Raw genomic sequence first — 24,161 nt, forward strand, 5'->3', positions numbered from 1 at the left:
GAGGTGCAGACGAGGTGGCAAGAAAATTTGACCTGATTTCAGAGCTGTATGAAAGAACCTGTTTTGCAGTTACAGACAATCCAGTATACTGGCAATCGTTTCTGAAAACAGCAGGCAGAAATTTCAGGCTCCGATTTGATGAACAGCTTCTCATTTATGCCCAAAGACCCGATGCAACAGCCGTGCTTGAAATCGAACGATGGAACGGTACTTTCGGTCGTTGGGTAAACCGAGGTGCAAAAGGTATTGCCGTATTTGAGGACGCAGACAGAAGCCGTCAAAGGCTGATTCATTACTTTGATATATCGGATACCCACGAAAGCAGATATTCCCGCCCTGTTCCGATTTGGGAGATGAGACCCGAATTTGAAGCAGAGGTTATTGAAACGCTTGAAAACACTTTCGGTGCGGTAAACGATACAACGAGTATTGAAAACGTCGTCAAAGAGAGCATTGCCAATGCCGTAGAGGACAACATCGCAGACTATATCTCCGACTTTATGAGTTTGGGTGCAGGAAGCGATATTGAGTATTTGTCTGCCAACGAAGCAAATGCCTTGTATTTGGAGCTTGTCAGAAACAGCGTATCATATATGGTTATGGCACGATTGGGGCTGGACGCAGACAAGGTTTATTCTCCCGATGACTTTGCCGGGATTTCAAGCTTCAATTCACAGGAAGTTCTCAATGCGGTGGGTATTGCTACAAGCGACATTGCTGAAATGGCGTTGCTCCCTGTCAGCAGAACAATCAGCACGCTCAGCAAGGAAAATCGCATAATTGATGAACAGGGGCAATCCGAATACAATAAAGACATCAAAGACGAAAGGAGTCAAAGCGATGAGCGAAATCACATACACGATGGTGGGAGATTACAATCTTCCGAACCTGAAGCTGCCGGAGCAGACGGAAGTGACTCTCGGCAGATGGTCGCAGATGAGGAGAACTTATCTGAAGGAACATCACAAAATCCTGTACTACAATCTTCTGACGAAAGGGATTCTGAACAGTCACTTGGCGGAGGTTCAGCAGAGAGCCAGCGAACTGGAGAAAACTCTCGTAAAGCAGATGGCACAGAAAGCCGGACTGACGGAGCAGATGAAGGCGGAAGATATGATGAAATGGGTTCGCCTGATGAACAACATCAGGAACTCGGCACAGGAAATCGTGAAGAAACAGGTAATATTCGCTTAGAGTATTACGACAGAAACCACGAGAACAAGAGCCTGCCGTTTTTCGGTGGCGATGATACTATCCGAGAGATACTCGGCACTACCCCGCATTTGTCCGCTTCAAAGGAAGAAATCAAAGACTTCTATGAGAGAAATAGGGACAATGCGACCCGTACCGAATATATCAAGGGTATTTTCAACAACGATTACACACAGCTACCTTTAAGCAACGGCAGGCTTGTCGGCTACAAAACGTTTCAGAATGTCCTCCACTTGTGGGAGGGCGAATACGAAAACAGAACCGCTCAGAGCTTCTACGACTGGGGCGTTATCGCACAGCATTTTGAAGCAATGAGACTTTTGGGAGAATTGACCGATACAATGAAACCGCTTCCGTCTATGGACGGTCAGTTGACTCTTATAATGGGCAATCAGGCAGAGAAACAAAAAACCTCTGCCTTTACTTTTTCTCAGGAAATCATAGACGCTGTATTGACCCGTGGAAGCGGAGTTTCCGAAGGCAAAATGCGTATCTATGAGCAGTTTGAAAAGAGCCTTTCCGCAAAAGAGAACGCCGACTTTTTGAAAAACGAATACGGTTGGGGCGGCTCTTACCCTGTCATTATCGGTGCAGGCATTGACGAACAGCACGACGGAAAAGGTATCACAATTTCAAAAGGTATCGGAAGCGACAAGCCGCACATTACGCTTTCTTGGTCTCAGGTTGAAAAGCGTATCGGAGACCTTATCCGTATGGACAGATACCTAAATCCAAAGGAAAAAGAACAGTACCCTGAATGGCTTGAAAAGCAGGAAGAACGGCGAGCCGAGCTTGCAGAGCAGAGAAAAAACCGTGAGATACTTTCTACCGCACCGCCTGAACCTGAAAACAAAGAGGACGAACCGGAAGCACAGTATGAATATCATCTCGGCGACAGCGTTTATATCGGGGCTTCGCAGTATGAGATTTTGTCCTTTGATGAAAACCGTGTAATGCTTTATGACTTTGATATGCCGCTTTTCAACAAGGAGCTTTCAAGGGAAGAATTTGACCGCAAAGTGCGTGAAAATCCAATGAACGACCACTTGAAGGTCAGTGTATTACCGGCGGAAGAAAAAACCGTTACAGGCGAAAATGAAACTCAAAATGATACCGAAACCGTACAGGATTTCAGTCCGAAAACCGGTTATGACGATGCCTTCTTTATCGACCGGTACAATGAAAGCGTTACTTGGATGTACTATAACCCCGACAGCAATGCCGGAGGTCAGTATGTTACAAATACGCTTTCTTTTGACGAGATACAGCAAGCTGCACGGGAATATGACTCGACTGAGGATTTCTTTGATTACCTCGGCAGCATTGCAAATCAGGAGCTTGCCGATGTAGGTACTGAATGGTTTGAGGACGCAGACCGAGAATTTCACAGGACACCGGATTTGACCGACTGTACCTCTGCCACAATGGAAACTCTTATTAAAAACGCTGAAAGAGCTGATATGGTAGCAACAAATATCGGGAATGTACCGATTGAGGATTACAGAGAAATCGTTGCTACTCAAAACGGTTTTGACAGTTATGAGGAAATGTATAACGAGGGTGTTCGTATCGGCAACGGTTACGACAAAGAGCCTGAACCGATTGTACCCGCTTGGGAGCAAAAGAAAAAGTCAAAGGTAAAGAGCTTTGACCTCCACCCGGATATTCCGATGTCGGAGCGACACAACTTTGACCTTGCCAATAATCAGGTTGAAGAAGTGAACAAAAAAGAGCGTTTTCACAGAAACTATGCAGCGATTAAGGTCTTGAAGGATTGTCAAAACGAAAACCGTTTTGCAACACCTGACGAGCAGAAAATCTTGTCGAGATATGTCGGTTGGGGCGGTATTCCCGAAGCCTTTGACGAACGAGCCGGAGCTTGGCATACAGAGTATGCAATGCTGAAAAATATCCTAACGCCGGAGGAATATGCGTCGGCAAGAGAAAGCACCTTGACCGCCTTTTACACTCCGCCCGAAGTATCTACCGCCATTTACAAGGTGTTGGAACAGATGGGATTTCAGGAGGGCAACCTGCTTGAGCCGTCCTGCGGTATCGGTAACTTCATCGGTATGCTGCCTAAGTCAATGGAAAACGCAAAGGTTTACGGTGTTGAGCTTGATACCATTTCAGCCGGTATCGCTCAGCAGCTTTATCAGAAATCTTCCATTGCGGCACAGGGCTTTGAGGAAGTAAATGTCCCCGACAGCTTCTTTGACGGTGTTATCGGCAACGTGCCTTTCGGAGATTTCAAAGTCTCCGATAAACGATATGACAAGTACAACTTCTTAATCCACGATTATTTCTTTGCAAAATCGCTTGATAAATTACGACCCGGCGGTGTGATGGCTCTTGTGACAAGCAAAGGAACTATGGACAAGGAAAACTCCAATGTCCGAAAATATATCGCACAGAGGGCGGAGCTTCTCGGAGCAATCAGACTTCCGAATGACACCTTCAAAGGCAATGCCGGAACAGAGGTTGTATCCGATATTCTGTTTTTGCAAAAGCGAGACAGGCTCATAGATATTGAACCGGATTGGGTTCATCTTGACACCGACGAAAACGGTATAAGGATGAACTCATATTTTGTTCAGCACCCGGAAATGATACTCGGCGAAATGAAAATGGTAAGCGGTCGTTTCGGACCGGAAGCAACCTGTGAACCGTTTGAAAATGCCGACCTTTCGGAGCTTTTGAACGAAGCAGTCTCAAACATTCACGGAGAAATCTCCGAATACGAGGTTGCCGACGAGCTGGAGGAAGAAGATAATTCTATCCCGGCAGACCCTACGGTAAGGAACTTCTCTTACACAATTTTGGACGATAAAATCTATTTCCGTGAGAACTCCCGTATGTCCCCGGTGGAGGTATCGGCAACCGCCGAGAACCGTATCAAGGGTATGATTGGGATAAGAGATTGCGTTCGCAACCTGATTGAACTGCAAACCGAGGATTACCCCGACAGCGAAATCAAACAGGCACAGGAAAAGCTGAACACTCTGTATGACAGCTTTACAAAGAAGTACGGACTGATTAACAGCCGTGCCAATACTTCCGCCTTTTCCGATGACAGCTCCTATGCTCTGCTCTCTGCTCTTGAGGTCTTGGACGAAAATGGCGAACTGGAACGCAAGGCGGATATGTTCTTCAAGAGAACGATTAAACCGCACAAGCCTGTAACGGAGGTTGACACCGCAGACGAAGCTCTCGCTGTCTCTATGGGCGAAAAAGCAGCCATTGATATGGCATATATGATGGAGTTGTCCGGCAAAAGTGAGGAAGAATTATTTTCTGACTTAAAGGGTGTTATCTTCTTAAATCCCCTTTATGAGTACGGCAATTCTTATGAGCCGAAGTATCTGATGGCAGACGAATATCTGTCGGGCAATGTTCGTGAGAAGCTGGCAACAGCCAAAAGGTCTGCGACTCTGTATCCCGAAGATTACACCGTCAATGTGCAGGCACTTGAAAAGGTGCAGCCAAAGGATTTGACGGCAAGCGAGATTTCCGTAAGGCTCGGTGCGACTTGGATACCGCCCGAAATATTCCAACAGTTTATGTTTGAGTTTCTCGATACGCCACGCTATGCACAGTGGAATATCAAGGTTCACTACTCTCAGTTTACCGGAGAATGGAACATTGAGGGAAAGAGCTATGACCGTTCCAATGTTAAAGCGTACAGCACATACGGCACTTCCCGTATCAACGCATATAAGATAATCGAGGAAACTCTGAACCTGAAAGATGTCCGTATCTTTGACTATATCGAAGATGACGAGGGCAAAAAGAAAGCAGTTCTCAATAAAAAGGAAACGGCAATCGCACAGGCAAAGCAGGAACTCATAAAGCAGGGCTTTCAGGACTGGATATGGGATGACCCTGCCCGCCGAGAAAAACTTACGAAAATGTATAACGAGAAATTCAATAGTATTCGTCCTCGTGAGTACGACGGAAGCCACATTGTTTTCAACGGTATGAACCCGGAAATCGAACTCCGTGAACATCAGAAAAATGCGGTTGCACACATTCTGTACGGCGGCAATACGCTGTTGGCACACGCAGTCGGTGCAGGTAAAACTTTTGAGATGGTGGCGGCTGCTATGGAGTCCAAACGACTCGGACTTTGCAATAAGTCTCTGTTCGTAGTCCCGAATCACTTAACCGAGCAATGGGCGGCGGAGTTCTTGCAGCTCTATCCGGCGGCGAATATTCTTGTGGCGACAAAGCGAGATTTTGAGACCAAGAACCGCAAAAAGTTCTGCGGTCGAATTGCTACGGGAGATTACGACGCAGTAATTATCGGTCATTCTCAGTTTGAGAAAATCCCGATGTCCATTGAAAGACAGAGGGCAATTCTTGAGCAACAGCTTGAAGAACTGACAGACGGTATTATGGATTTGAAGCGAAATCGTGGAGAAAACTTCTCCATTAAACAGCTTGAAAAGTCTAAAAAGTCCGTGAAGCAAAAGCTGGAAAAGCTCAACGACCAAAGCCGCAAGGACGATGTTGTTACCTTTGAAGAACTCGGTGTGGACAGGCTCTTTATTGACGAGAGTCATTATTACAAGAACCTCTACCTTTACACCAAAATGCGTAATGTGGGCGGTATCGCTCAGACGGAAGCACAGAAATCCTCCGACCTGTTTATGAAGTGCCGATACCTTGACGAGCTTACAGGCGGTCGAGGAACGGTATTTGCAACCGGTACTCCTATCTCAAACAGTATGGTGGAACTCTATACCATTCAGCGATACTTGCAGTACAACACGCTTGTGAAAAACAATTTACAGCACTTCGACTCGTGGGCAAGTACCTTTGGAGAGACTGTAACAGCCGTAGAGCTTACCCCGGAGGGAACGGGTTACAGAGCGAAAACCCGCTTTGCAAAATTCTATAACCTTCCGGAGCTTATGGCGATGTTTAAGGAGGTCGCCGACATTAAGACGGCGGATATGTTGGAATTGCCTGTGCCGGATGCACACTTCCACAATGTTGCAGTCAAGCCGTCTGAAATGCAGAAAGAAATGGTTGCTTCCCTTGCGGAGCGAGCCGAGAAAGTCCGTGGTGGCGGTGTGGATTCGAGTGTAGATAATATGCTCAAAATCACAAACGACGGTAGAAAGTTGGCTCTTGACCAGCGTATGCTCAACGATATGCTGCCTGATTTTGAGGGCAGTAAAATCAACGCCTGCGTCGATAACATCTACCGTATTTGGGAGGAAACAGCCGATAAAAAATCAGCACAGCTTGTGTTCTGCGACCTTTCAACGCCAAAAAACGACGGCACATTCTCGGTATATAACGACATCAGAAAGAAGCTCATAGAGCGTGGTGTCCCCGAAAGCGAAGTCCGCTTTATCCACGAAGCAGATACCGATGTGAAGAAAAAAGAACTGTTCCAAAAGACCCGTAAAGGCGAGGTCAGAGTGCTTCTCGGTTCTACGCAGAAGATGGGAGCTGGCACGAATGTTCAGGACAGACTTATCGCACTTCACGATGTGGATTGTCCGTGGAGACCGTCAGACTTGGAGCAGCGTTCCGGTCGAATTATCCGTCAGGGCAACTCAAACCCTGATGTAGATATTTACCGCTATGTAACGGAGCAGACCTTTGACGCATATCTCTATCAGCTTGTAGAGGGAAAGCAAAAGTTCGCCAGTCAGATTATGACGAGCAAATCCCCGGTGCGTTCTGCCGAGGATATTGATGAAACCGCCCTGTCCTATGCAGAGATTAAAATGCTTGCCACCGGCAATCCGTATATTAAGGAGAAGATGGATTTGGATATTCAAGTCCAAAAGCTGAAGCTCTTAAAATCCAACTTTCTATCTGAAAAATACGCTTTGGAAGATAAGATAATCAAATATTATCCGCAGCGAATTAAAGCTTTGGAAAACCGCATTGAAGGCTTGAAGCAAGATGTAGATACTGCGAAACAGCACCCGAAACCAACGGAAGACCGCTTTGTCGGTATGGAGGTTAAGGGTGTTTTTTATTCCGAAAAAGCCGACGCCGGTAAAGCAATCATTGAAGCCTGCAAGCAGATGAACAGCCCCGACCCTATTCCTCTCGGCAAGTACCGAGGGTTTGAAACGGAGCTGCTTTTTAATACCGCAGAGCGAAATTATGAGGTTCGACTGAAAGGTGCAACAAGCAGAAATGTTCCTCTCGGCGATGACGCATACGGCAATATTATCCGCCTCGATAACGGAATTGAGAGATTTGCCGAGAGCTTGTCGCTTGCGGAAAATGACCTTGAGAACACCAAAAATCAGTTGGAAACCGCAAAGAAAGAAGTCCAAAAACCATTTATCCAAGAGGAAGAATTGAAAACAAAGCTTGCCCGACTGGACGAGCTGAATATTCTGCTCAATATGGATAAGCGAGAAAACGAAATTGTCGGCGGCGAACCCGATGAGGGCGAAGTGCCGAACACACGAAAGGAGAAAACCTATGAACGATAAAATGACACCCGATAAGGAAAGAGAAAACTGCCCTTGCAGAAAAGCAATCATTAACCCTTTTGATGCAATGATGATGGTTGTGGTCAGGAGACTTGATAAAGCATATCTCGAATTAAAAAGAAGCAAACCGCCCGCAAAGGAAGCAGAATTTGCCCTTAGAAATGCAAAGCTTTCTTTCTACGGAGAGTTGGTTCGACAGAGCATTGAAACGGTGTTTTCGCCGGAAGAAATCATTGCTTTGTATGAAAACGACGACCTTGCGGGAGGTGCTTGGACTGTTTGGAATGACATCGGCTGCCCTGTTGATAAGATACTCATTATCATTGCAAAGCTCAGTATCAACGAACCGATACAGAAAGCGGTTGCCGATTTGCTGATGTAAAAAGGCGGTGATACCTATGCCGTATATTGCACCGGAAGTCATAACCGAAGCCAAACGAATGGATTTATTAACCTATCTCAGAGAGTATGAACCGGGCGAGCTTGTCAAGTTTTCAAGCAACACCTACACCACAAGAACCCACGACAGTTTGAAGATTTCCAACGGAAAATGGATGTGGTGGTCGAGAGGTATCGGGGGCAAATCCGCCCTCGATTACCTTATCAAAGTCCGTGGAATGGATTTTGTGCAGGCGGTTCAGACCATTATGGGAAACGGTTCAGTCAGCTTTCCGACTTGTGAAAACATCAAAAGCTATGAGGAACAACCCTTGCTTCTGCCTGAAAAAAGTCCTACTGCCGATGTGGTATTTGATTACCTTTTCGGGCGTGGGATTGATTATGAAATCATCAACCACTGTTTGGAACAGGAGCTAATCATTGAGTCGCTCCCATATCACAATGCTGTTTTTATCGGCTATGACGAGAACAAAGAACCTAAATACGCCGCTTACAGAGCAACAAATCAATCAAGGATTATGGGCGACTGCACCGGCAGTAAAAAGCAATATTCTTTCCGCCTGACTGCCGAAAACACCGGAGAGGTTCATCTTTTTGAGTGTGCCATTGACCTGCTTTCCTATGCAACTTTGATGAAGCTGGAGGGCAAAGACTGGCGACAGTTTAACCTTGTTTCTCTTGCGGGAGTGTATTCCCCAAAGCAGAAAATCGAGGACTCAAAAGTGCCTGTTACACTCGGCAGGCTGCTTGAAAAAGACAAAACAATCAAGCGAATTGTTCTTCATTTGGATAATGATATTGCTGGAAGAAAAGCAACCAAAGCGTTGCAGACTATTCTCTCAGATAAGTATGAAGTCGTTGATGACCCTCCCCAATACGGGAAAGATGTCAACGACTTTCTTTGTAAACGCTTGGGAATAAAAGATAAAACCGAAAGGAGTTTTGCACGATGAAACTAAAAGAAATCAGAGAAATGTACCCGGAGGGTACGCAGATTGTACTCACTGAAATGGCTGGCGAAAGTCAAATGCCCTACGGTCTGAAAGGAACGGTTAAGTTCGTTGACGACGCCGGACAGATTCATATGAGTTGGGAAAACGGAAGCTCTCTCGCTTTGAATATTCACGAAGATACCTTTGAAAAGGTCGAAGCACCGGAGAAGATTTCCGTCATTCTCGTTGAGCCGGGCAGGTATCCGAAGCTCATTGAAATCGAGGATACGCTGGAAGCAATGCAGTCTCTTGTGGAGGGAGATATTGAAGAATATATGCCCTTTGAGGACGAGGTTGCCATCATCTGCAACGATGAAGGAAAGATGAACGGCTTGCCGCTGAACAGGGCTGTTTATTCCGAGCCTGAGAATGTTGAGATGAGTTATCCGCAGTTGAAAGCTCATTTCCGGCAGGCAGAAAAAGAAAGAAACCACACGACCGGATATATTGTTTTTACGGCTGACAGCTTTGACAAGCCTTACACAGAAGAACAAAGAACCTATGTTGTCAGCAGTAACAATAAGGCTTTCATTGAGGGTATGGGCGGATATTCTATCTATGCTTCTTCCCTTGACGGTTCGGATAAATGTGTGCGACTGGAAGCATATATGGCTGATGAACACGGCGGCAAGGACGGTTGGAAGATTGAAAAATGTTATGTAAAAGACGACAGCAACCGTGAAATGCTCGACATTATTGCCGGCAAGTTCTTCATTGCATACGCACCGATTGAGTCGGAAAAGTTTCTCAGTATGCCGAAAGAACTGGCTCGTAAGTACGAGGAAAAGTTCAAATATCCGGAGAGGTTTTACAAGTCTTTGGACGGTATTGAAGCAAAGCCGTATAAGCCGGTCTCCAAGGATATGGAGAGATAAGAGTCAATCTATGGGGCAACCCTGAGTGTCTGCATAATCTTAGCGAGCAGACCATTTATGGACAGGAATGTCCAAAACGGTACACTCGTTAGGGGTTGCCCCTAATACCCCAAGCAAGAAAGGAGTAAAGCAATGCGGGAGATAGTATTGGTTGCCGCCGGGTTAATCATCGGCGGCTTTTTCGGAGTAACAACAATGTGCCTGTTTCAGATAAACCGGGACAGGCACTATATTAACAGAAAGGACAGCGATAAAAATGAGCAAGAGAAACATTGAAAAGCACATTCTGATGAACAAGGCAGAAGCTCAGGATTTGCAGAAAAAAGCAAAGCGGGCGTGTCTTTCCGAAGGCGGTCTTATCCGTTTGCTTCTCAAAGGATACGAGCCGAGAGAAAAGCCCGACGAAAGATTTTACGATGTTATGCGTGAGTTATCTGCTATCGGGAACAACATCAATCAGCTTGCGGTAAAAGCAAATTCCCTCGGATTTGTTGACGCACCGCAGCTCAAAAAGGAAGCCGAGCGTTGGCACAAGTTTCAGGCTGATGTGGAGCGTACTTTTTTAAGACCCGATAAGAGCGATATGAAATGGCAGTAAGTAAATTGTGGTCGGTCACATCAAGGCTCGGTCAGGTAATCGACTATGCCGCCAATCCCGAAAAGACTGCGACAGACATTTACACCGAGGAACAGTATCAGGCTCTCCGTGATGTTCTCAGCTATGCAAAGGACGAAGAAAAAACTGAGCGTGAGTTTTTCGTTGAGGGTATCAACTGCAATCCGGCGACCGCAAGAGACCAGTTTGTGTCTGTGAAAAAAGCATACGGCAAAGACGATGGCATTCAAGCCTATCACGGATACCTGAGCTTTAAGGAACAGGATATTTCCCCGGAGCTTGCACAGAAAATCGGAATGGAATTTGCAAACGAAGTGTGGGGCAAAAGATTTCAGGTGGTGGTTACTACTCATCTGAACACAAAGCACCTGCACTGCCACTATGTAATCAATTCCGTTTCCTTTGTGGACGGTAAGCGATTATGGGGAGACGAAAAAGCGTGGTTCAAGTTCCGCTTGGTTGCCGACCGTCTCTGTGAAAAGTACGGACTGTATTACAATCCGAACCCGAACCGCAGTAAGCAATCCTCATATTACTACAAGCAGGAACAAGCCGGTATGCCGAGCCGATACTCCATTACCCGTGACGCCATTGATGAAGCGATTGCACACAGCACTAACTTAAAGACCTTTGATTATATCCTGACGCAGATGGGCTATGAGCATTGTCTCAGCGACAGCCGAAAGTATTGGACGATTGTTCCGAAAGGATACAAGAAGCCGATACGACTTAAATCCCTCGGAGAGAATTATACCGAGGACGCAATCAAGCGTAGGCTGACGGAAAATCAAAAGGTTCTCATCGTTCCTTTTGTAAAGGAAACGGTAAGAGTCACACAGTACCGATTGCCCACAAGAGAACACAAAATCAAAAAGGTCGGCGGACTGTATGGGCTGTATCTGCATTACTGCTATAAACTCGGTTATCTGCCGAAATATAAAAAACAGAATACCGCAAGGCTTCACTATCTTTTGAAAGAAGATTTACTGAAGCTGGACAAAATCACTCAGGAGACAAGGCTGCTTGGACGGGAGAACATTTCTACCGACGAGCAGCTTTTCTCATATAAAGAGTCCGTATTGTCGCAAATCAAATCCCTGACTGACGATAGAACGCACCTGCGAAAACAGTTAAGAAGAAATTTGAGTGACGATGAGCTATCAAATGTCAAAGAGCAGATTACGGCAATCACGAGCAAGCTGTGGACTCTCCGAAAAGAGGTCGGTCTTTGTGATGACATAGCCGAAAGGTCAAAGGTCATTGAAGCCAACCTTGAAACGGTAAGAGCTTACGAAGAAAAACAAGAACGAAAGGAGCAGAACCGTAATGACAAACGGAGGTGATGCGGCAGAACAGGTCGTCAGGCTATCGCTTGAGGGCTTTGAAGTAGCCGCAAAATTAAGCGGAGCGGCAGCAAAGAATATTGCCGTTCTTTTAGTCTCTGTTCTCAAACAGGAACAAAAAACAAAAGGCAAGGCTCGACTTACCAATATGATTAAATCGGGCAAGGAGCTGAAAGTGTTTTCTATCCCCAACAAGGACTTGAAGAAGTTTACCGAGCAGGCAAAACGCTACGGCGTTCTCTACTGCGTACTCAGGGATAAAAACACAAAGGGCGATAATGTACCGATTGATATTATCGCCCGTGCTGAGGACGCTTCCAAAATTCAGAGAATCGTTGAGAGATTTGAACTCGGCAAGGTTGATAAGGCTGCTATTGTTACCGAGTCTCAGAAGGCTGTCGAAAAGCGTGATGCTTTGGAAAAAGACAAGCCGACAAAATCCAAGAACGAAATCATCACAGAGGAAGCAGTCAGAAAGCCTATTCAGAAAGAGGGGTACTCCCAGTCAAACCCCACAGTCGCCAAAACGGACAAAAACCCTCCGTCAAGGCAAAACTCAGAGCCGGTAGATATGCAAACTGATAAGGGTACTGTCAGCGACAGACAGAGAAAGCCGTCGGTGAAAGCAAAGCTCGACCGATATAAGGCACAGTCCAAGCAGCAGAAAGAAGCAGAACGCAAAGAGCCGGAGGTATCAAAGCCGGAGGTTAAGAACGCCCCGGCACAGACCGTACACCAGCAGCCGAAACCCAAAAGCAAAAATGTGAAAGAGAGGTAATCACAATGACAAACAATTTTACCCCTGCTAAGGCAGGACAGCAGAGAAACAGACTTTCCAAAGAGGAATACGCCGATAAGATGAAGGCAGAAAAGGAAGCCGTATATCAGATGGCGGACGAAACCGCAAAGGCTATCGTTTCCGACCCGGAGAAGTTCAAAGCGTTCCTTGATACGCAGAGCCGTCTTGACCGATATTCTGCGGTCAACGCACTTCTGATTTTCAAGCAGCTTCCCGAAGCAAGCCAGCTCAAAAACTTTGACGACTGGAGCAAAGACAATGTGAAAATTCAGAAAGGTGCGAAAAGCATTTCCATTCTTGAACCTGTCGAGTATGCCAAGAGAGACGGTACGACCGGCATTTCCTACAATGTGAAAAAGGTCTTTGATGTTTCGCAGACCAATGGCAAGAGACCGCCTGCACCTACTGTAAACCGTGACCCGAAAGCTCTCATTACCGTTATGCTGGATTCTTCCCCGGTTGAAGTGGAAGCCACAAATGAACTTCCGTATCCCAATATGGCGGCGTTTTACAACAACGAGGAGCAGACCTTGTATGTGAAGCGTGATGTGGGAGACAGCGTTGCGGTCGCTCAGTGCGTAGCACAGGAACTTGGCCACGCACAGCTCTCCATCAACAGCGACAGTTACAGCAGAGCGGATATGGGCTTTCAAGCGGTATGTATCGGTTATATGCTTTGCAAGAAGTACGGCGTCGATACACAGAATTTTGCTATCAACCGTATTCCTGAGAAGCTTGCCGGCAAAGAGCCGAAGGACATTCGCTATGAGCTTTCCAAAACGAGAAATGCGATGGCGGATATTCACTCCCGTGTTTCCGATGAGCTTTACAAGAAAAAGCAGGAACGAAGCAAAGACTACGAAAGATAAGGTGAGACTATGGCGAAGGAAGAAATGTATCATATCGCATTGGACGATTATGAACACGGCATTATAATCCGTTCTCTCAACGATGAGAAAACAGATTTGATGAACGAAGGGAAATCTACCGATGCGGTGGACGACCTTATCATCAAGGTCGGAACTGCCCCAAAGAAAAAGTTCAGAGTTATCGAAAAGGAACGCTCCTGTGAATCGAGATAACGAAAGGCAGTCTGCTATTATTCTTTCCGTCATCGGTATTATCCCGGTCGTATGGCTGGCACTTCTGATTGCACCTTCTGTAAAAGGAGGATTGCCGGAAATACTGCCAAGCCTATTAACAGCGTTCAACAACCCATTTCATATTGAGCTATGCGAGGACAGCCTAAAAACTGTCCTCGTTTTGCTTCTCTGCTATGCAATGGGTATCGGGATTTACTTCTCGACACAGAAGAATTATCGAAGGCGTGAAGAACACGGCTCTGCGAAATGGGGCAACGCAAGAGCCGTAAATAAAAAATACAGACAGTCTCCGGCTTCAGAGAATAAGCTGATGACGCAAAATGTCTGTATCGGACTCAATGCGAAGAAGCACCGAAGAAACTTAAACACTCTTGTGTGCGGCGGTTCGGGAGCCGGTAAGACAAGGTTTTACTGCAAGCCGAATCTTATGCAGTGCAACACATCATTTGTCATTCTTGACCCAAAGGGCGAAATACTCAGAGACACCGGAAAGCTGCTTGAAAGCAAAGGCTATGAAGTTCGTGTTCTCGATTTGATTTCAATGGAGAAAAGCCATTGCTATAACCCGTTTGTCTATTTGCAGAATGACAACGATGTGCAAAAGCTCGTGACGAACCTTTTTAAGAGTACCACTCCGAAAGGCAGTCAGGCACAAGACCCTTTTTGGGACACCTCGGCTTCAATGCTTCTGCTTGCACTTGTATTTTATCTTCATTACGAAGCACCCGAAGATGAACAGAACTTTGCAATGGTAATGGAAATGCTCAGAGCCGGTTCGATTGAGGACGAGGAGGACACAAGACCTTCTCCTCTTGATGAACTGTTTGCGGAACTGGAAATGTCAAATCCCGACCACATCGCTTTGAAGTATTACCGTTCCTATCATTCGGGTGCGGCGAAAACCTTAAAGTCCATACAGATAACCCTTGCGGCAAGACTGGAAAAGTTCAACCTTGAAAGTCTTGCTTCTTTAACCACCACAGACGAGCTTGACCTCCCATCACTCGGAGAGAAAAAGGTCGCTCTGTTCGCTTTGATACCGGATAACGATTCCAGCTTTAACTTCTTGGTATCTATCCTTTACACACAGCTTTTTCAGCAGTTGTTTTATGCTGCCGACCATATTCACGGTGGCTCGCTTCCCGTTCCCGTCCATTTCCTGATGGACGAGTTTGCAAATGTGAGCCTGCCCGATGACTTTGACAAGATACTGTCGGTTATGCGTTCCCGTGGAGTGTCGGTAAGTATTATCTTGCAGAACTTGGCTCAGTTAAAAGCCTTGTTTGAAAAGCAATGGGAAAGTATTGTCGGCAACTGCGACGAGTTTTTATATCTCGGCGGTAACGAGCAAAGCACTCACAAATATGTGTCCGAGCTTCTCGGCAAGGAAACCATTGATACCAACACTTTCGGAAAAAGTACCGGGCGAAGCGGTAACTACTCCACCAATTATCAGATTAGCGGTCGAGAGCTTCTTACCCCCGATGAAGTTCGTATGCTTGATAACCAATATGCAATTCTGTTTATTCGTGGAGAACGCCCCGTTATGGATTTCAAGTATGACATCTTGAAGCACCCGAATGTGGCACTTACAACCGATGGAAAGGCTTCTGCCTATAAGCACGGCGAAGTTACCATCAAACACTCATCAATTTCCGTTCTTTCTATTGACCCGGAAGAACTTCCGGAGGAAAGCTACGGAGAAACCAATTACGAGCTTCTGTCCGATGAGGATTTTGAAGTAAATAAAAACTTATTTTAACGGAGGAAAACACAATGACTATTTTTAAGAAGAACAACGAAAAGAAAACTACTCAGAAGCTGCCTATGACCGGAAAGGTTAAGAAAGGCTTCCGTGCTTACTGCGCCGTAATCGCAGCAGCAACTCTTGTCTGCGGCATGAGCGTTACCGCTTTTGCCGCAAGCGACCCGATTACCGTAGTCAACAATCTGTCCGATTTCATCTTCGGACTTATCCGTGCCATCGGTCTTATCCTGCTTGGCTTCGGTATCGTTCAGGTCGGTCTCTCTTTGAAGTCTCACGACCCGTCTCAGAGAGCCAACGGCTTCCTGACCCTTGCGGGAGGTATCATCATCACCTTTGCCAAGGAAATCCTGACCCTTATTACCGGCTAAAAGAACACAGTTATCAAACGGGGCATACCTGGCGTTTCAGGTATGCCCCTAATCTTAAAGGAGGTGCAAACAGATGAGTGATAACTGGGTGGTTCAGAACCTCGAAAATGCCCTTGAAACTTGGAACAGCAAGCTATCGGAAATATGGCAGTTACTAACCACTTCACCGCAGCAGTTCAAAGGCGGCAGTATTTGGTCGGTAATGGTGAATATCAACGGTGCAGTTCAGGCTATCGGTCTTGCCCTGCTTGTTCTGTTTTTTGTTGTCGGTGTGGTTCGCACCTGCGGCAGTTTTACCGATGTAAAGAAACCGGAACACGCATTAAAGCTGTTCATTCGATTTGCCATTGCCAAAGGTGTGATTACCTACGGGCTGGAGCTTATGCTTGCCCTGTTCGACATCGTACAAGGTACGATTTCAACCATAATGACATCTGCGGGATTCGGTACGCCCAATCAAACAACCTTGCCTGCTGAAATGGTAACAACCATTGAAAGCTGCGGATTTTTTGAGAGTATCCCATTGTGGGCGGTTACTCTTATCGGCGGACTGTTTATCACGGTCTTGTCGTTCATTATGATAATGACGGTGTACGGACGATTTTTCAAGCTGTATATGTACACGGCTCTCGCTCCGATACCGCTTTCCACTTTTGCCGGAGAGCCGTCGCAGAATGTGGGTAAGAGCTTTATAAAGAGCTATTGTGCCGTTTTGCTTGAGGGAGCAGTAATTGTACTTGCTTGTATCATCTTCTCCCTATTTGCTTCTACGCCGCCGGTAGTAAACCCTGACGCAGCAGCCGTTACTCAGGTATGGGCATATATCGGCGAACTGGTATTCAATATGCTTGTGCTTGTCGGTGCAGTAAAGATGAGCGACCGAATTATCCGTGAAATGATGGGCTTATAACGGGAGGTTCTCTGATGAAGAAAAACAAGAAAAATAACGATAGATGGCAGGGCTATACGCCTGCCGACTGCGACTGCAAATATTGTGTGTACTACGGAGGAAAGAAAAACGGCAATGTAATTTGCCTTGCGGACGCCTGCGTCTGCTCTGATGAAATCCGTCACGCAAAACAAGCATATCGCAGAGAAAGGAGCTTTTGATGGAAGTCAAAATTAACCGAGAGATACGAAACTATACAGAGTCAATGTTTTTTGGACTGTCGCTCAGACAGTTCATTTTTTCTGTTCTCGCCTGTGCGGTAGCGGTAGGACTTTACTTTCTCTTAAAACCGTACCTTGGAACAGAAACCGTATCGTGGGTGTGCATTTTGGGAGCTGCCCCTTTTGCGGCTCTAGGCTTTGTGAAATACAACGGAATGACAGCTGAGAAATTTATATGGGCGTGGATTAAGTCCGAGTTCCTTATGCCGAAAAAGCTGGTTTTTCATTCCACCAACACCTATTACGAATTGATGAAATCGACAATCGAACAAAAACAAAAAATCAAAAAGGAAAATTGAACAGTTTTTCGGGATTGACAAGTAAGCATTGTTTAATTATAATAATATGATTTAGCATTAGCTGAATGGACGGCTTGGGAAGAAAGGAGTTTTACTATGTACGAGTATGTAAATGACAAACAATTTCTGAGCCGTATGCGTTCTCTTTGTGGAGATATAATGCAAGACCTTTGTCACACATTGAAAGAAGAATATGACATTGGTGCTTCATTCTACCTTGTGGGGAGCGGTGCAAAAAATCTAATAATGCAAAATGCCAACAGACCTATTGACTTGGACTATAACCTTGAAATCACGAGAATAGATGACTGGGAGGATTGTAGAAACATCAAGGAGTGTGTCAGAAAGGCTTTTAATACGGTTCTTCGGAAACACGGATGGAATGACTGTGAAGATTCAACATCATCACTAACTACGGAGAAGCGCTGTTTCACTCAGGGCAATGATACAGATTTTTCAATAGATGTCTGTATTGTCTGTGAGGATGTTGACGGCAATTATCACCGCTTAATTCACGAAAAAACAGGCTTTTCTTATTATGATAAGTATTTTTGGAATCAAGCACCTAATTCAAGGCGACTCAAAGAAAAGGCTGATTATATTAAAAGCAAAGGCAAATGGGCATTAGTCAGAGAACAGTACAAAAGAATAAAAAACAAGTATTTGACCTCAAATGACTATAACCATTCTTCGTTTATTTGTTATATTGAAGCTGTAAACAATGTTTATAACTCAAGAAAGCACTGGGATTAAAACTTAACAACACTAATTTTTATCGTCACTTAATTAAGTGGCGATTTTTTTATGCAAAAGGAGGCATACAAGAACAATGATTAAAACCCTTACGAACCTGTTAAAGCAGGACAAAGAAAAGTTTGTAGTACCAAAGGGCGTACAGGATTGTATTCCCATTACCGCAATTTATGACGACGGCATTTTCCGTGTAGGCAAGGACAAGTATTCCAAGAGCTTTAAGTTCACGGATATTAACTTTGCCGTAGCAAGCCGTGAGGATAAGGAAGCGATGTTCCTTGAATATTCCGAGCTTCTCAACTCTCTTGACAGCGGAGCTACTACAAAGCTGACTATCAACAACAGACGGCTTAACCGTCTTGACTTTGAGAAAACCATTCTTATCCCCGAAACCGGCGATGAGCTTGATGTTTACCGAGAGGAATATAACAAAATGCTTCTCGACAAGGCAACCGGTGCAAATGCAATCGTTCAGGATAAGTATGTTACTATCTCTATCAACAAAAAGAGCGTAGAGGACGCAAGAACCTATTTTGCCCGTGTCGGCGCTGACCTTATTGCCCACTTTGCAAGACTCGGAAGCAAATGTGTGGAGCTTGAAACCGATGAGAGACTGAGAATTGTCCACGATTTCTTCCGTGTCGGTGAGGAAACCGCCTACCACTTCAATATTAAGGAAACGAGAAAAAAGGGACACGATTTCAAAGATTATGTTTGCCCGGATACAATGGAATTTGAAAAGGACTACTTCAAAATGGGAAACCGTTACGGGAGAGTCCTTTTTCTTCGTGAGTACGCTTCCTATATCAAGGACAGTATGGTAGCCGAGCTTACCGACCTGAACCGCAACCTTATGATGTCCATTGACATTGTACCCGTTCCGACCGATGAAGCCGTGCGAGAAGCAGAGAGCAGACTGCTCGGTGTTGAGACGAACATTACCAACTGGCAGAGAAAACAGAATCAGAACAACAACTTTTCCGCCACCGTTCCTTATGATATGGAACAGCAGAAAAAGGAAATGAAAGAGTTCCTTGATGACCTCACCACTCGTGATCAGCGAATGATGTTCGCTGTACTCACTATGGTTCATACTGCGGACTCCAAAGAACAGCTTGATAACGACACCGAAGCTCTGCTTACGACTGCAAGAAAGCATTTGTGCCAGTTTGCCGTTCTCAAATATCAGCAGATGGACGGACTGAATACGGCTATGCCGTTCGGAACTCGCAAGATTGACGCATTCAGAACCCTTACCACAGAAAGCCTTGCAGTATTTATCCCGTTCAGGGTTCAGGATATTTACCACGAAAACGGCATTTACTACGGTCAGAATGTCATCAGCAAAAATATGATTATCGCCGACCGCAGACAGCTACTCAACGGTAACTCTTTTATCCTCGGTGTATCCGGCGGCGGTAAATCCTTTGCGGCTAAGGGAGAGATTGAAAACATCATTCTTTCCTCCAACGCAGATGTTATTATCATCGACCCTGAGCGAGAGTATTCGCAACTTGTAAAGGCTCTCGGTGGTGAAATCATCAATATTTCCGCAACTTCTCCGAGTCATATCAATGCAATGGATATGAACAAAGAATACGGCGACGGTGCAAACCCGGTTATTTTGAAATCCGAGTTTATAATGTCCCTCTGCGAACAGCTTATCGGCGGCACAAACCTCGGAGCAAAGCAGAAATCTATCATCGACCGTTGTACGGCGAGCGTTTACAGAGACTATCAGCAGAGAGGATATACCGGTACTGTTCCTACCTTGCAGGATTTTCGTGCGGAGCTTTTGAAACAGGACGAGCCGGAAGCAAAGGAAATCGCCCTTGCTATTGAGTTGTTTACTCACGGTTCTTTGAATACCTTTGCAAAGCCGACCAATGTGGATACAGATAACCGCCTTATCTGCTATGACATTCTTGACCTCGGCAAACAGCTTATGCCTATCGGTATGCTTGTCGTCCTCGACTCTATTCTGAACCGTATTACACAGAACCGTGCTAAAGGTAAGCAGACATTCATCTTTATTGATGAAATCTATCTCCTTTTCCAGCACGAATACTCCGCAAACTTCCTGTTTACTCTTTGGAAGCGTGTAAGAAAGTACGGTGCTTATGCTACTGGCATTACGCAGAATGTGGACGACCTTTTGCAGAGCCATACGGCGAGAACTATGCTTGCAAACAGCGAGTTTTTGATTATGCTCAATCAGGCGTCAACCGACAGAATTGAGCTTGCAAAGCTCCTTAACATTTCTGACCTTCAGCTTTCGTATATCACGAATGTTGACGCAGGACACGGACTGATTAAGGTCGGCAGTTCGCTTGTACCGTTTGCAAATAAGTTCCCGAAGAATACGAAGCTGTATAAGCTGATGACAACCAAACCGGGCGAGGGTGCATAACCCTTGCCCTATTCTGTAAATGAGAAAGGAAACACCTATGAAAAACAAAATCTATATTGCCATAATCTGTGCTTTCAGCATTGTATTTGCCGTCAGTTCAGGTTTTCTCATCAAGCACTATTATGACTCTGCAAAGCAGGCGGAAATGTACGACAATCTGATTGAGGTTGTGGAGACCGAGCCTGAAGATACCCAAGAGCCGATGAACTACTCCAAAGAAAAGACCTTTATCCCAGAGTATCAGGAGCTTTATTTACAAAACAACGATATGGTCGGCTGGATAAAGATTGAGGACACAAAAATCAATTATCCCGTTATGCAGTCAAAGGACAACCCGAACTTCTATCTGAAGCACGGCTTTGATAAAGCGTACACCGACTACGGCTGTCCCTATGTTCAGGAAAACTGCGATATGGAGCTGCCAAGCGACAATATCATTATCTACGGTCATCATATGAACGATGGCTCGATGTTCGCCGGTCTTATGAAATTCAAGGACAAGAACTTTTGGGAAAAGCACAAAACGGTGTCCTTTGATACGTTGACTGACAGACAGACCTACGAAGTGATTGCCGTGTTCAAAACCGTAGTATATACGGACAGCCCCGACAGCTTCAAATACTATCATTTTATCAATGCGGAGACCGATGAGGATTTCACAGCCTATGTTGAGAAGTGCAAGGAACTGTCACTTTACGATACGGGTGTAACCGCTAAATACGGCGACAAGCTCCTGACCCTTTCCACCTGTGAGTATTCCCGGACAAACGGCAGACTTGTTGTAGTGGCAAAGCTCATTAACGAATAACGCAACAGGTGGTTCAGCCTGCATAGGAAGGAGGGATTGTATGGCTGATATTAAAACGAAAGACAATGCAAAAGGTACGATACGAACCATAGATAAGGCTGCCGTTGCAACCCAACGAATGAAGCAGGCGTATATCGCAACAAAAGAAAAGGCGGAGCGGTCGGTAAATGCCAACAGCAGCTCTGCCGAGGAATATGCTTCCGATAAACTGGAAAGCGGCATTGACGAGGTGGTTCACGATGGTGCTTATGCGTTTGACAAAGCGGGACGAAAAGGACTTGAAACCACAAAAGAGAATATCCGCACTGCAAAAGACGGTATTCAGCGTTTTAAGCAACAGCGAGCCGAGCAGTTGTTGAGAAAACAGGCTTCGCAGAATACAAGCTCTGCAATTAAGACTGTCGATAAGGCTGAAAAGACCATTAAGCAGTCGGCTACTTCCTCCGGAAAGAAAACCATTAAGTTTGCCGGGAAAGAAGCAACGAAAACTGCACAGAAATCAGTTAAGACGGCTGAACAGACTGCAAAGACAGCGATAAAAACCAGTCAGCAAGCGGCAAAAGCGGCACAGAAAACAGCTCAGGCGACAGTTAAGGCTTCGCAGAAAGCGGCACAGGCGGCAAAAGCCACCGCCAAAGCAACAGCCGCTACGATTAAAGCCGCAGCCAAAGCCACCGTTGCCGCAGTCAAAGCAATCATAGCGGCGGTAAAAGGTATTATTGCCGCTATCGCTGCCGGCGGTTGGGTTGCGGTGGTTGTTATTATTGTTCTATGCCTTGTTGCTCTGATTGCGGGTTCAGTGTTTGGTATCTTCTTTTCAGGAGAGGATTCCGGCACGGGAATGTCAATGCAGACAGTCGTTCAGGAAATCAATCAGGAATATGATGACCGGTTGGAGCAGGAAAAGAACTCCGTAAGCTATGATGTCCTTGAAATGAGCGGCAGCCGAGCTGTGTGGAAAGAGGTTCTTGCGGTCTATTCTGTTAAAGTGAATACCGACCCCGACAATCCGATGGAAGTTGCTACGGTTGATGAAACCAAGAAGCAGCTACTGTCGGATATTTTTTGGGAAATGAACGACATTTCTTCCCGAACGGAAACGAAAACCCATACCGAAATCGAAGAAAGCGACGACGGACACGGCAATATCGTACAGACCGAAACCACAGTAACCGAAACATTTCTGTATATCACGGTAACGCACAAGACTGTTGATGAAATGGCGGCTATGTATGGCTTTAATCAAGAGCAGAAAGATTATCTTGCCGAGCTATTGCAGGACGAAAACAATCAGCTATGGTCACAGGTGCTTTACGGTATCGGATACAGCGACGACCAAATCGTAACGGTTGCCTTGTCTCAGGTAGGTAATGTAGGCGGTCAGCCTTACTGGTCTTGGTACGGATTTGACTCCCGTGTAGAATGGTGTGCCTGCTTCGTTTCTTGGTGTGCCAACGAGTGCGGATATATCGACGCCGGTATTATCCCGAAGTATGCCGGTTGTGTAAACGGCGTACAATGGTTCAGAGACCGAGGACAATGGGCAGACGGTTCGTATGAGCCTTCGCCTGGTACAATCATCTTCTTTGATTGGGAGGGCGACGGTGTAACAGACCACACCGGTATTGTTCAGAAATGCGAGAACGGTACAGTCTATACCGTTGAGGGCAACTCAGGCGATACTTGCAGAACCAAAACATACCCGGTTGGAAGTTCTGTTATCTACGGATACGGTATTCCGGCATATTAAAAAAAGATGGCTGCTCGTTCGAGTAGCCATCAAGTACATTATTCAAAATCTGTTATTTCTCTATCTTTCAGATAGACATTGTGCGTGTGATAAGTAAAACACATCAACAAATCGCTGTCTCTATTATCTTTCGCTTCGAACACAGAAAAGTCATCGGACAAGATAAAAATAAGTCCAAGCAGTTTCTTTATATATCCGTTATATGAAGCATAGTTCATATAGAGAGATGCGGTATATCCGTCATCGTCCTCTATCAAATCTGCGTCAATTTCATAGGTTTCCGATAACTCACTGACTGCCCATATAAATTTATCTTTATTAGCTATACGCTTTTCATTGGGGACAGTCCTTCTGTTCTTCCGCATAAAATCAAGAAATTCTTCCGCTGTCATCGAGTTTTCGTTATCGTCATAATTCTCGTTTTTCATTTCTTCTTCAATTTGTTCAAGCGTAGGTCGGTCAAACCTATTGCTGAATATCACTCTTTCATTCCCCATCCTCTTTTGCTCCTAAGTTGATTATTTGGAGTTTTTTCTTCTTGGCTCTCTCATAGGTCTTGGCAGCACCGCCCCAAGAATGAGTGACGAAACAGATTGCATAGCCGGAATTATCCACCATATATCTGTTCCTTGCGGGAATGGCTGATTTGAAATTGTATTTTTCAAATCCGTCGGGATATATTATCGAATCGAAAAGCTCTTTATCATAAACATTGAAAGAGAGATAAGGAATAACGAGATAGTTATTGATGTGCGGATACACCTTTTTGAGTTCATAGACACAGCGACCGCATAACCTGTCAAAGCCGCCTTGCCCTCCACTCAGAAAATCTGTCACGCCTTTTTCGATAAGCTCTCTTATTACATTTTTGAGCTTTTCTGCGGATAATCCAAAGCATTCATTATGACCTATAAAGGTAGCTGTTGTTTCCAAAGCCATTGTAAATCACTCCTGACATAAGACAGTATAACACAAAATTCTTTGAAAATCATCACTATTAGTTGTTTTATCTTCCGTAAGGTTGGTGTA

Annotated in this window: 21 protein-coding genes; 19 read left to right on the top strand and 2 right to left on the bottom strand. The window is 45.3% G+C overall.

The annotated features are described in order from the left end of the window. The first annotated feature begins 14 nt into the window (after positions 1 to 14). The 19 genes from OCV88_RS16185 (at position 15) to OCV88_RS06635 (ending at position 23,132) form a co-directional block, all read left to right on the top strand. Positions 15 to 7,679 carry an N-6 DNA methylase gene (locus tag OCV88_RS16185; protein WP_158424761.1) on the top strand — a complete coding sequence of 2,555 codons (7,665 nt, stop codon included), beginning with the start codon at positions 15 to 17 and terminating at the stop codon, positions 7,677 to 7,679. Next, positions 7,669 to 8,061 carry a hypothetical protein gene (locus OCV88_RS06550; protein WP_014635901.1) on the top strand — a complete coding sequence of 131 codons (393 nt, stop codon included), beginning with the start codon at positions 7,669 to 7,671 and terminating at the stop codon, positions 8,059 to 8,061. Before OCV88_RS16185 ends, OCV88_RS06550 begins: the two co-directional genes overlap by 11 nt. Before the next feature lie 16 nt (positions 8,062 to 8,077). Then, positions 8,078 to 9,031 carry a DUF3991 and TOPRIM domain-containing protein gene (locus tag OCV88_RS06555; RefSeq protein WP_158424762.1) on the top strand — a complete coding sequence of 318 codons (954 nt, stop codon included), beginning with the start codon at positions 8,078 to 8,080 and terminating at the stop codon, positions 9,029 to 9,031. Further along, on the top strand, positions 9,028 to 9,945 hold the full coding sequence (locus OCV88_RS06560; protein ID WP_044761239.1) for a DUF3846 domain-containing protein: 918 nt from the start codon (positions 9,028 to 9,030) through the stop codon (positions 9,943 to 9,945). Before OCV88_RS06555 ends, OCV88_RS06560 begins: the two co-directional genes overlap by 4 nt. A 132-nt stretch (positions 9,946 to 10,077) precedes the next feature. After that, positions 10,078 to 10,221 carry a DUF3789 domain-containing protein gene (locus OCV88_RS06565; protein ID WP_074403911.1) on the top strand — a complete coding sequence of 48 codons (144 nt, stop codon included), beginning with the start codon at positions 10,078 to 10,080 and terminating at the stop codon, positions 10,219 to 10,221. After that, positions 10,202 to 10,543, top strand: a complete 342-nt coding sequence (locus tag OCV88_RS06570; protein ID WP_050618036.1) for a plasmid mobilization protein — start codon at positions 10,202 to 10,204, stop codon at positions 10,541 to 10,543. The genes OCV88_RS06565 and OCV88_RS06570 overlap by 20 nt, the downstream gene beginning before the upstream one ends. Continuing rightward, positions 10,534 to 11,904 carry a relaxase/mobilization nuclease domain-containing protein gene (locus OCV88_RS06575; RefSeq protein ID WP_050618037.1) on the top strand — a complete coding sequence of 457 codons (1,371 nt, stop codon included), beginning with the start codon at positions 10,534 to 10,536 and terminating at the stop codon, positions 11,902 to 11,904. The genes OCV88_RS06570 and OCV88_RS06575 overlap by 10 nt, the downstream gene beginning before the upstream one ends. After that, a complete protein-coding gene (locus OCV88_RS06580; protein WP_050618038.1) occupies positions 11,888 to 12,682 on the top strand; it encodes a PcfB family protein in 795 nt (264 codons plus the stop codon). The genes OCV88_RS06575 and OCV88_RS06580 overlap by 17 nt, the downstream gene beginning before the upstream one ends. Positions 12,683 to 12,687: 5 nt before the next feature. Then, positions 12,688 to 13,572, top strand: a complete 885-nt coding sequence (locus OCV88_RS06585) for a hypothetical protein (protein ID WP_050618039.1) — start codon at positions 12,688 to 12,690, stop codon at positions 13,570 to 13,572. Between the two features lie 9 nt (positions 13,573 to 13,581). Further along, positions 13,582 to 13,785, top strand: coding sequence for a hypothetical protein (locus OCV88_RS06590; RefSeq protein WP_003525217.1), 204 nt, complete (start codon positions 13,582 to 13,584; stop codon positions 13,783 to 13,785). Beyond that, entirely contained in the window at positions 13,772 to 15,568 is a 1,797-nt protein-coding gene (locus OCV88_RS06595; protein ID WP_050618040.1) for a VirD4-like conjugal transfer protein, CD1115 family, read from the top strand. Before OCV88_RS06590 ends, OCV88_RS06595 begins: the two co-directional genes overlap by 14 nt. Positions 15,569 to 15,582: 14 nt before the next feature. After that, positions 15,583 to 15,942: a hypothetical protein gene (locus OCV88_RS06600; RefSeq protein ID WP_003525215.1), complete on the top strand. Its 360-nt coding sequence runs from the start codon at positions 15,583 to 15,585 to the stop codon at positions 15,940 to 15,942. Between the two features lie 73 nt (positions 15,943 to 16,015). Then, a complete protein-coding gene (locus OCV88_RS06605; protein ID WP_003525214.1) occupies positions 16,016 to 16,852 on the top strand; it encodes a VirB6/TrbL-like conjugal transfer protein, CD1112 family in 837 nt (278 codons plus the stop codon). 14 nt (positions 16,853 to 16,866) lie between these two features. Next, on the top strand, positions 16,867 to 17,052 hold the full coding sequence (locus OCV88_RS06610) for a hypothetical protein (protein WP_003525213.1): 186 nt from the start codon (positions 16,867 to 16,869) through the stop codon (positions 17,050 to 17,052). Further along, positions 17,052 to 17,411: a PrgI family protein gene (locus OCV88_RS06615; RefSeq protein WP_003525207.1), complete on the top strand. Its 360-nt coding sequence runs from the start codon at positions 17,052 to 17,054 to the stop codon at positions 17,409 to 17,411. The genes OCV88_RS06610 and OCV88_RS06615 overlap by 1 nt, the downstream gene beginning before the upstream one ends. A 96-nt stretch (positions 17,412 to 17,507) precedes the next feature. Further along, positions 17,508 to 18,164 carry a hypothetical protein gene (locus OCV88_RS06620; protein WP_003525205.1) on the top strand — a complete coding sequence of 219 codons (657 nt, stop codon included), beginning with the start codon at positions 17,508 to 17,510 and terminating at the stop codon, positions 18,162 to 18,164. A 76-nt stretch (positions 18,165 to 18,240) separates the two neighbouring features. Then, entirely contained in the window at positions 18,241 to 20,574 is a 2,334-nt protein-coding gene (locus OCV88_RS06625; protein WP_050618041.1) for a VirB4-like conjugal transfer ATPase, CD1110 family, read from the top strand. Between the two features lie 37 nt (positions 20,575 to 20,611). Continuing rightward, the gene (gene srtB / locus OCV88_RS06630) at positions 20,612 to 21,382 is read left to right on the top strand and encodes a class B sortase (protein WP_050618042.1); all 771 of its coding nucleotides are present in this window, start codon (positions 20,612 to 20,614) and stop codon (positions 21,380 to 21,382) included. Between the two features lie 40 nt (positions 21,383 to 21,422). Further along, on the top strand, positions 21,423 to 23,132 hold the full coding sequence (locus OCV88_RS06635) for a CHAP domain-containing protein (RefSeq protein ID WP_115716333.1): 1,710 nt from the start codon (positions 21,423 to 21,425) through the stop codon (positions 23,130 to 23,132). Between the two features lie 38 nt (positions 23,133 to 23,170). Here the strand turns inward: OCV88_RS06635 and OCV88_RS06640 are convergent, their stop codons facing one another. Both OCV88_RS06640 and OCV88_RS06645 read right to left on the bottom strand, forming a co-directional pair. Continuing rightward, positions 23,171 to 23,629: a hypothetical protein gene (locus OCV88_RS06640; protein WP_158424763.1), complete on the bottom strand. Its 459-nt coding sequence runs from the start codon at positions 23,627 to 23,629 to the stop codon at positions 23,171 to 23,173. After that, entirely contained in the window at positions 23,619 to 24,071 is a 453-nt protein-coding gene (locus OCV88_RS06645; RefSeq protein WP_158424764.1) for an SLOG family protein, read from the bottom strand. The genes OCV88_RS06640 and OCV88_RS06645 overlap by 11 nt, the downstream gene beginning before the upstream one ends. Between the last annotated feature and the right edge of the window lie 90 nt (positions 24,072 to 24,161).

Source organism: Brotonthovivens ammoniilytica (genome assembly GCF_025566885.1).
In the GTDB taxonomy this organism is placed as follows: Bacteria; Bacillota; Clostridia; order Lachnospirales; family Lachnospiraceae; genus Brotonthovivens; species Brotonthovivens ammoniilytica.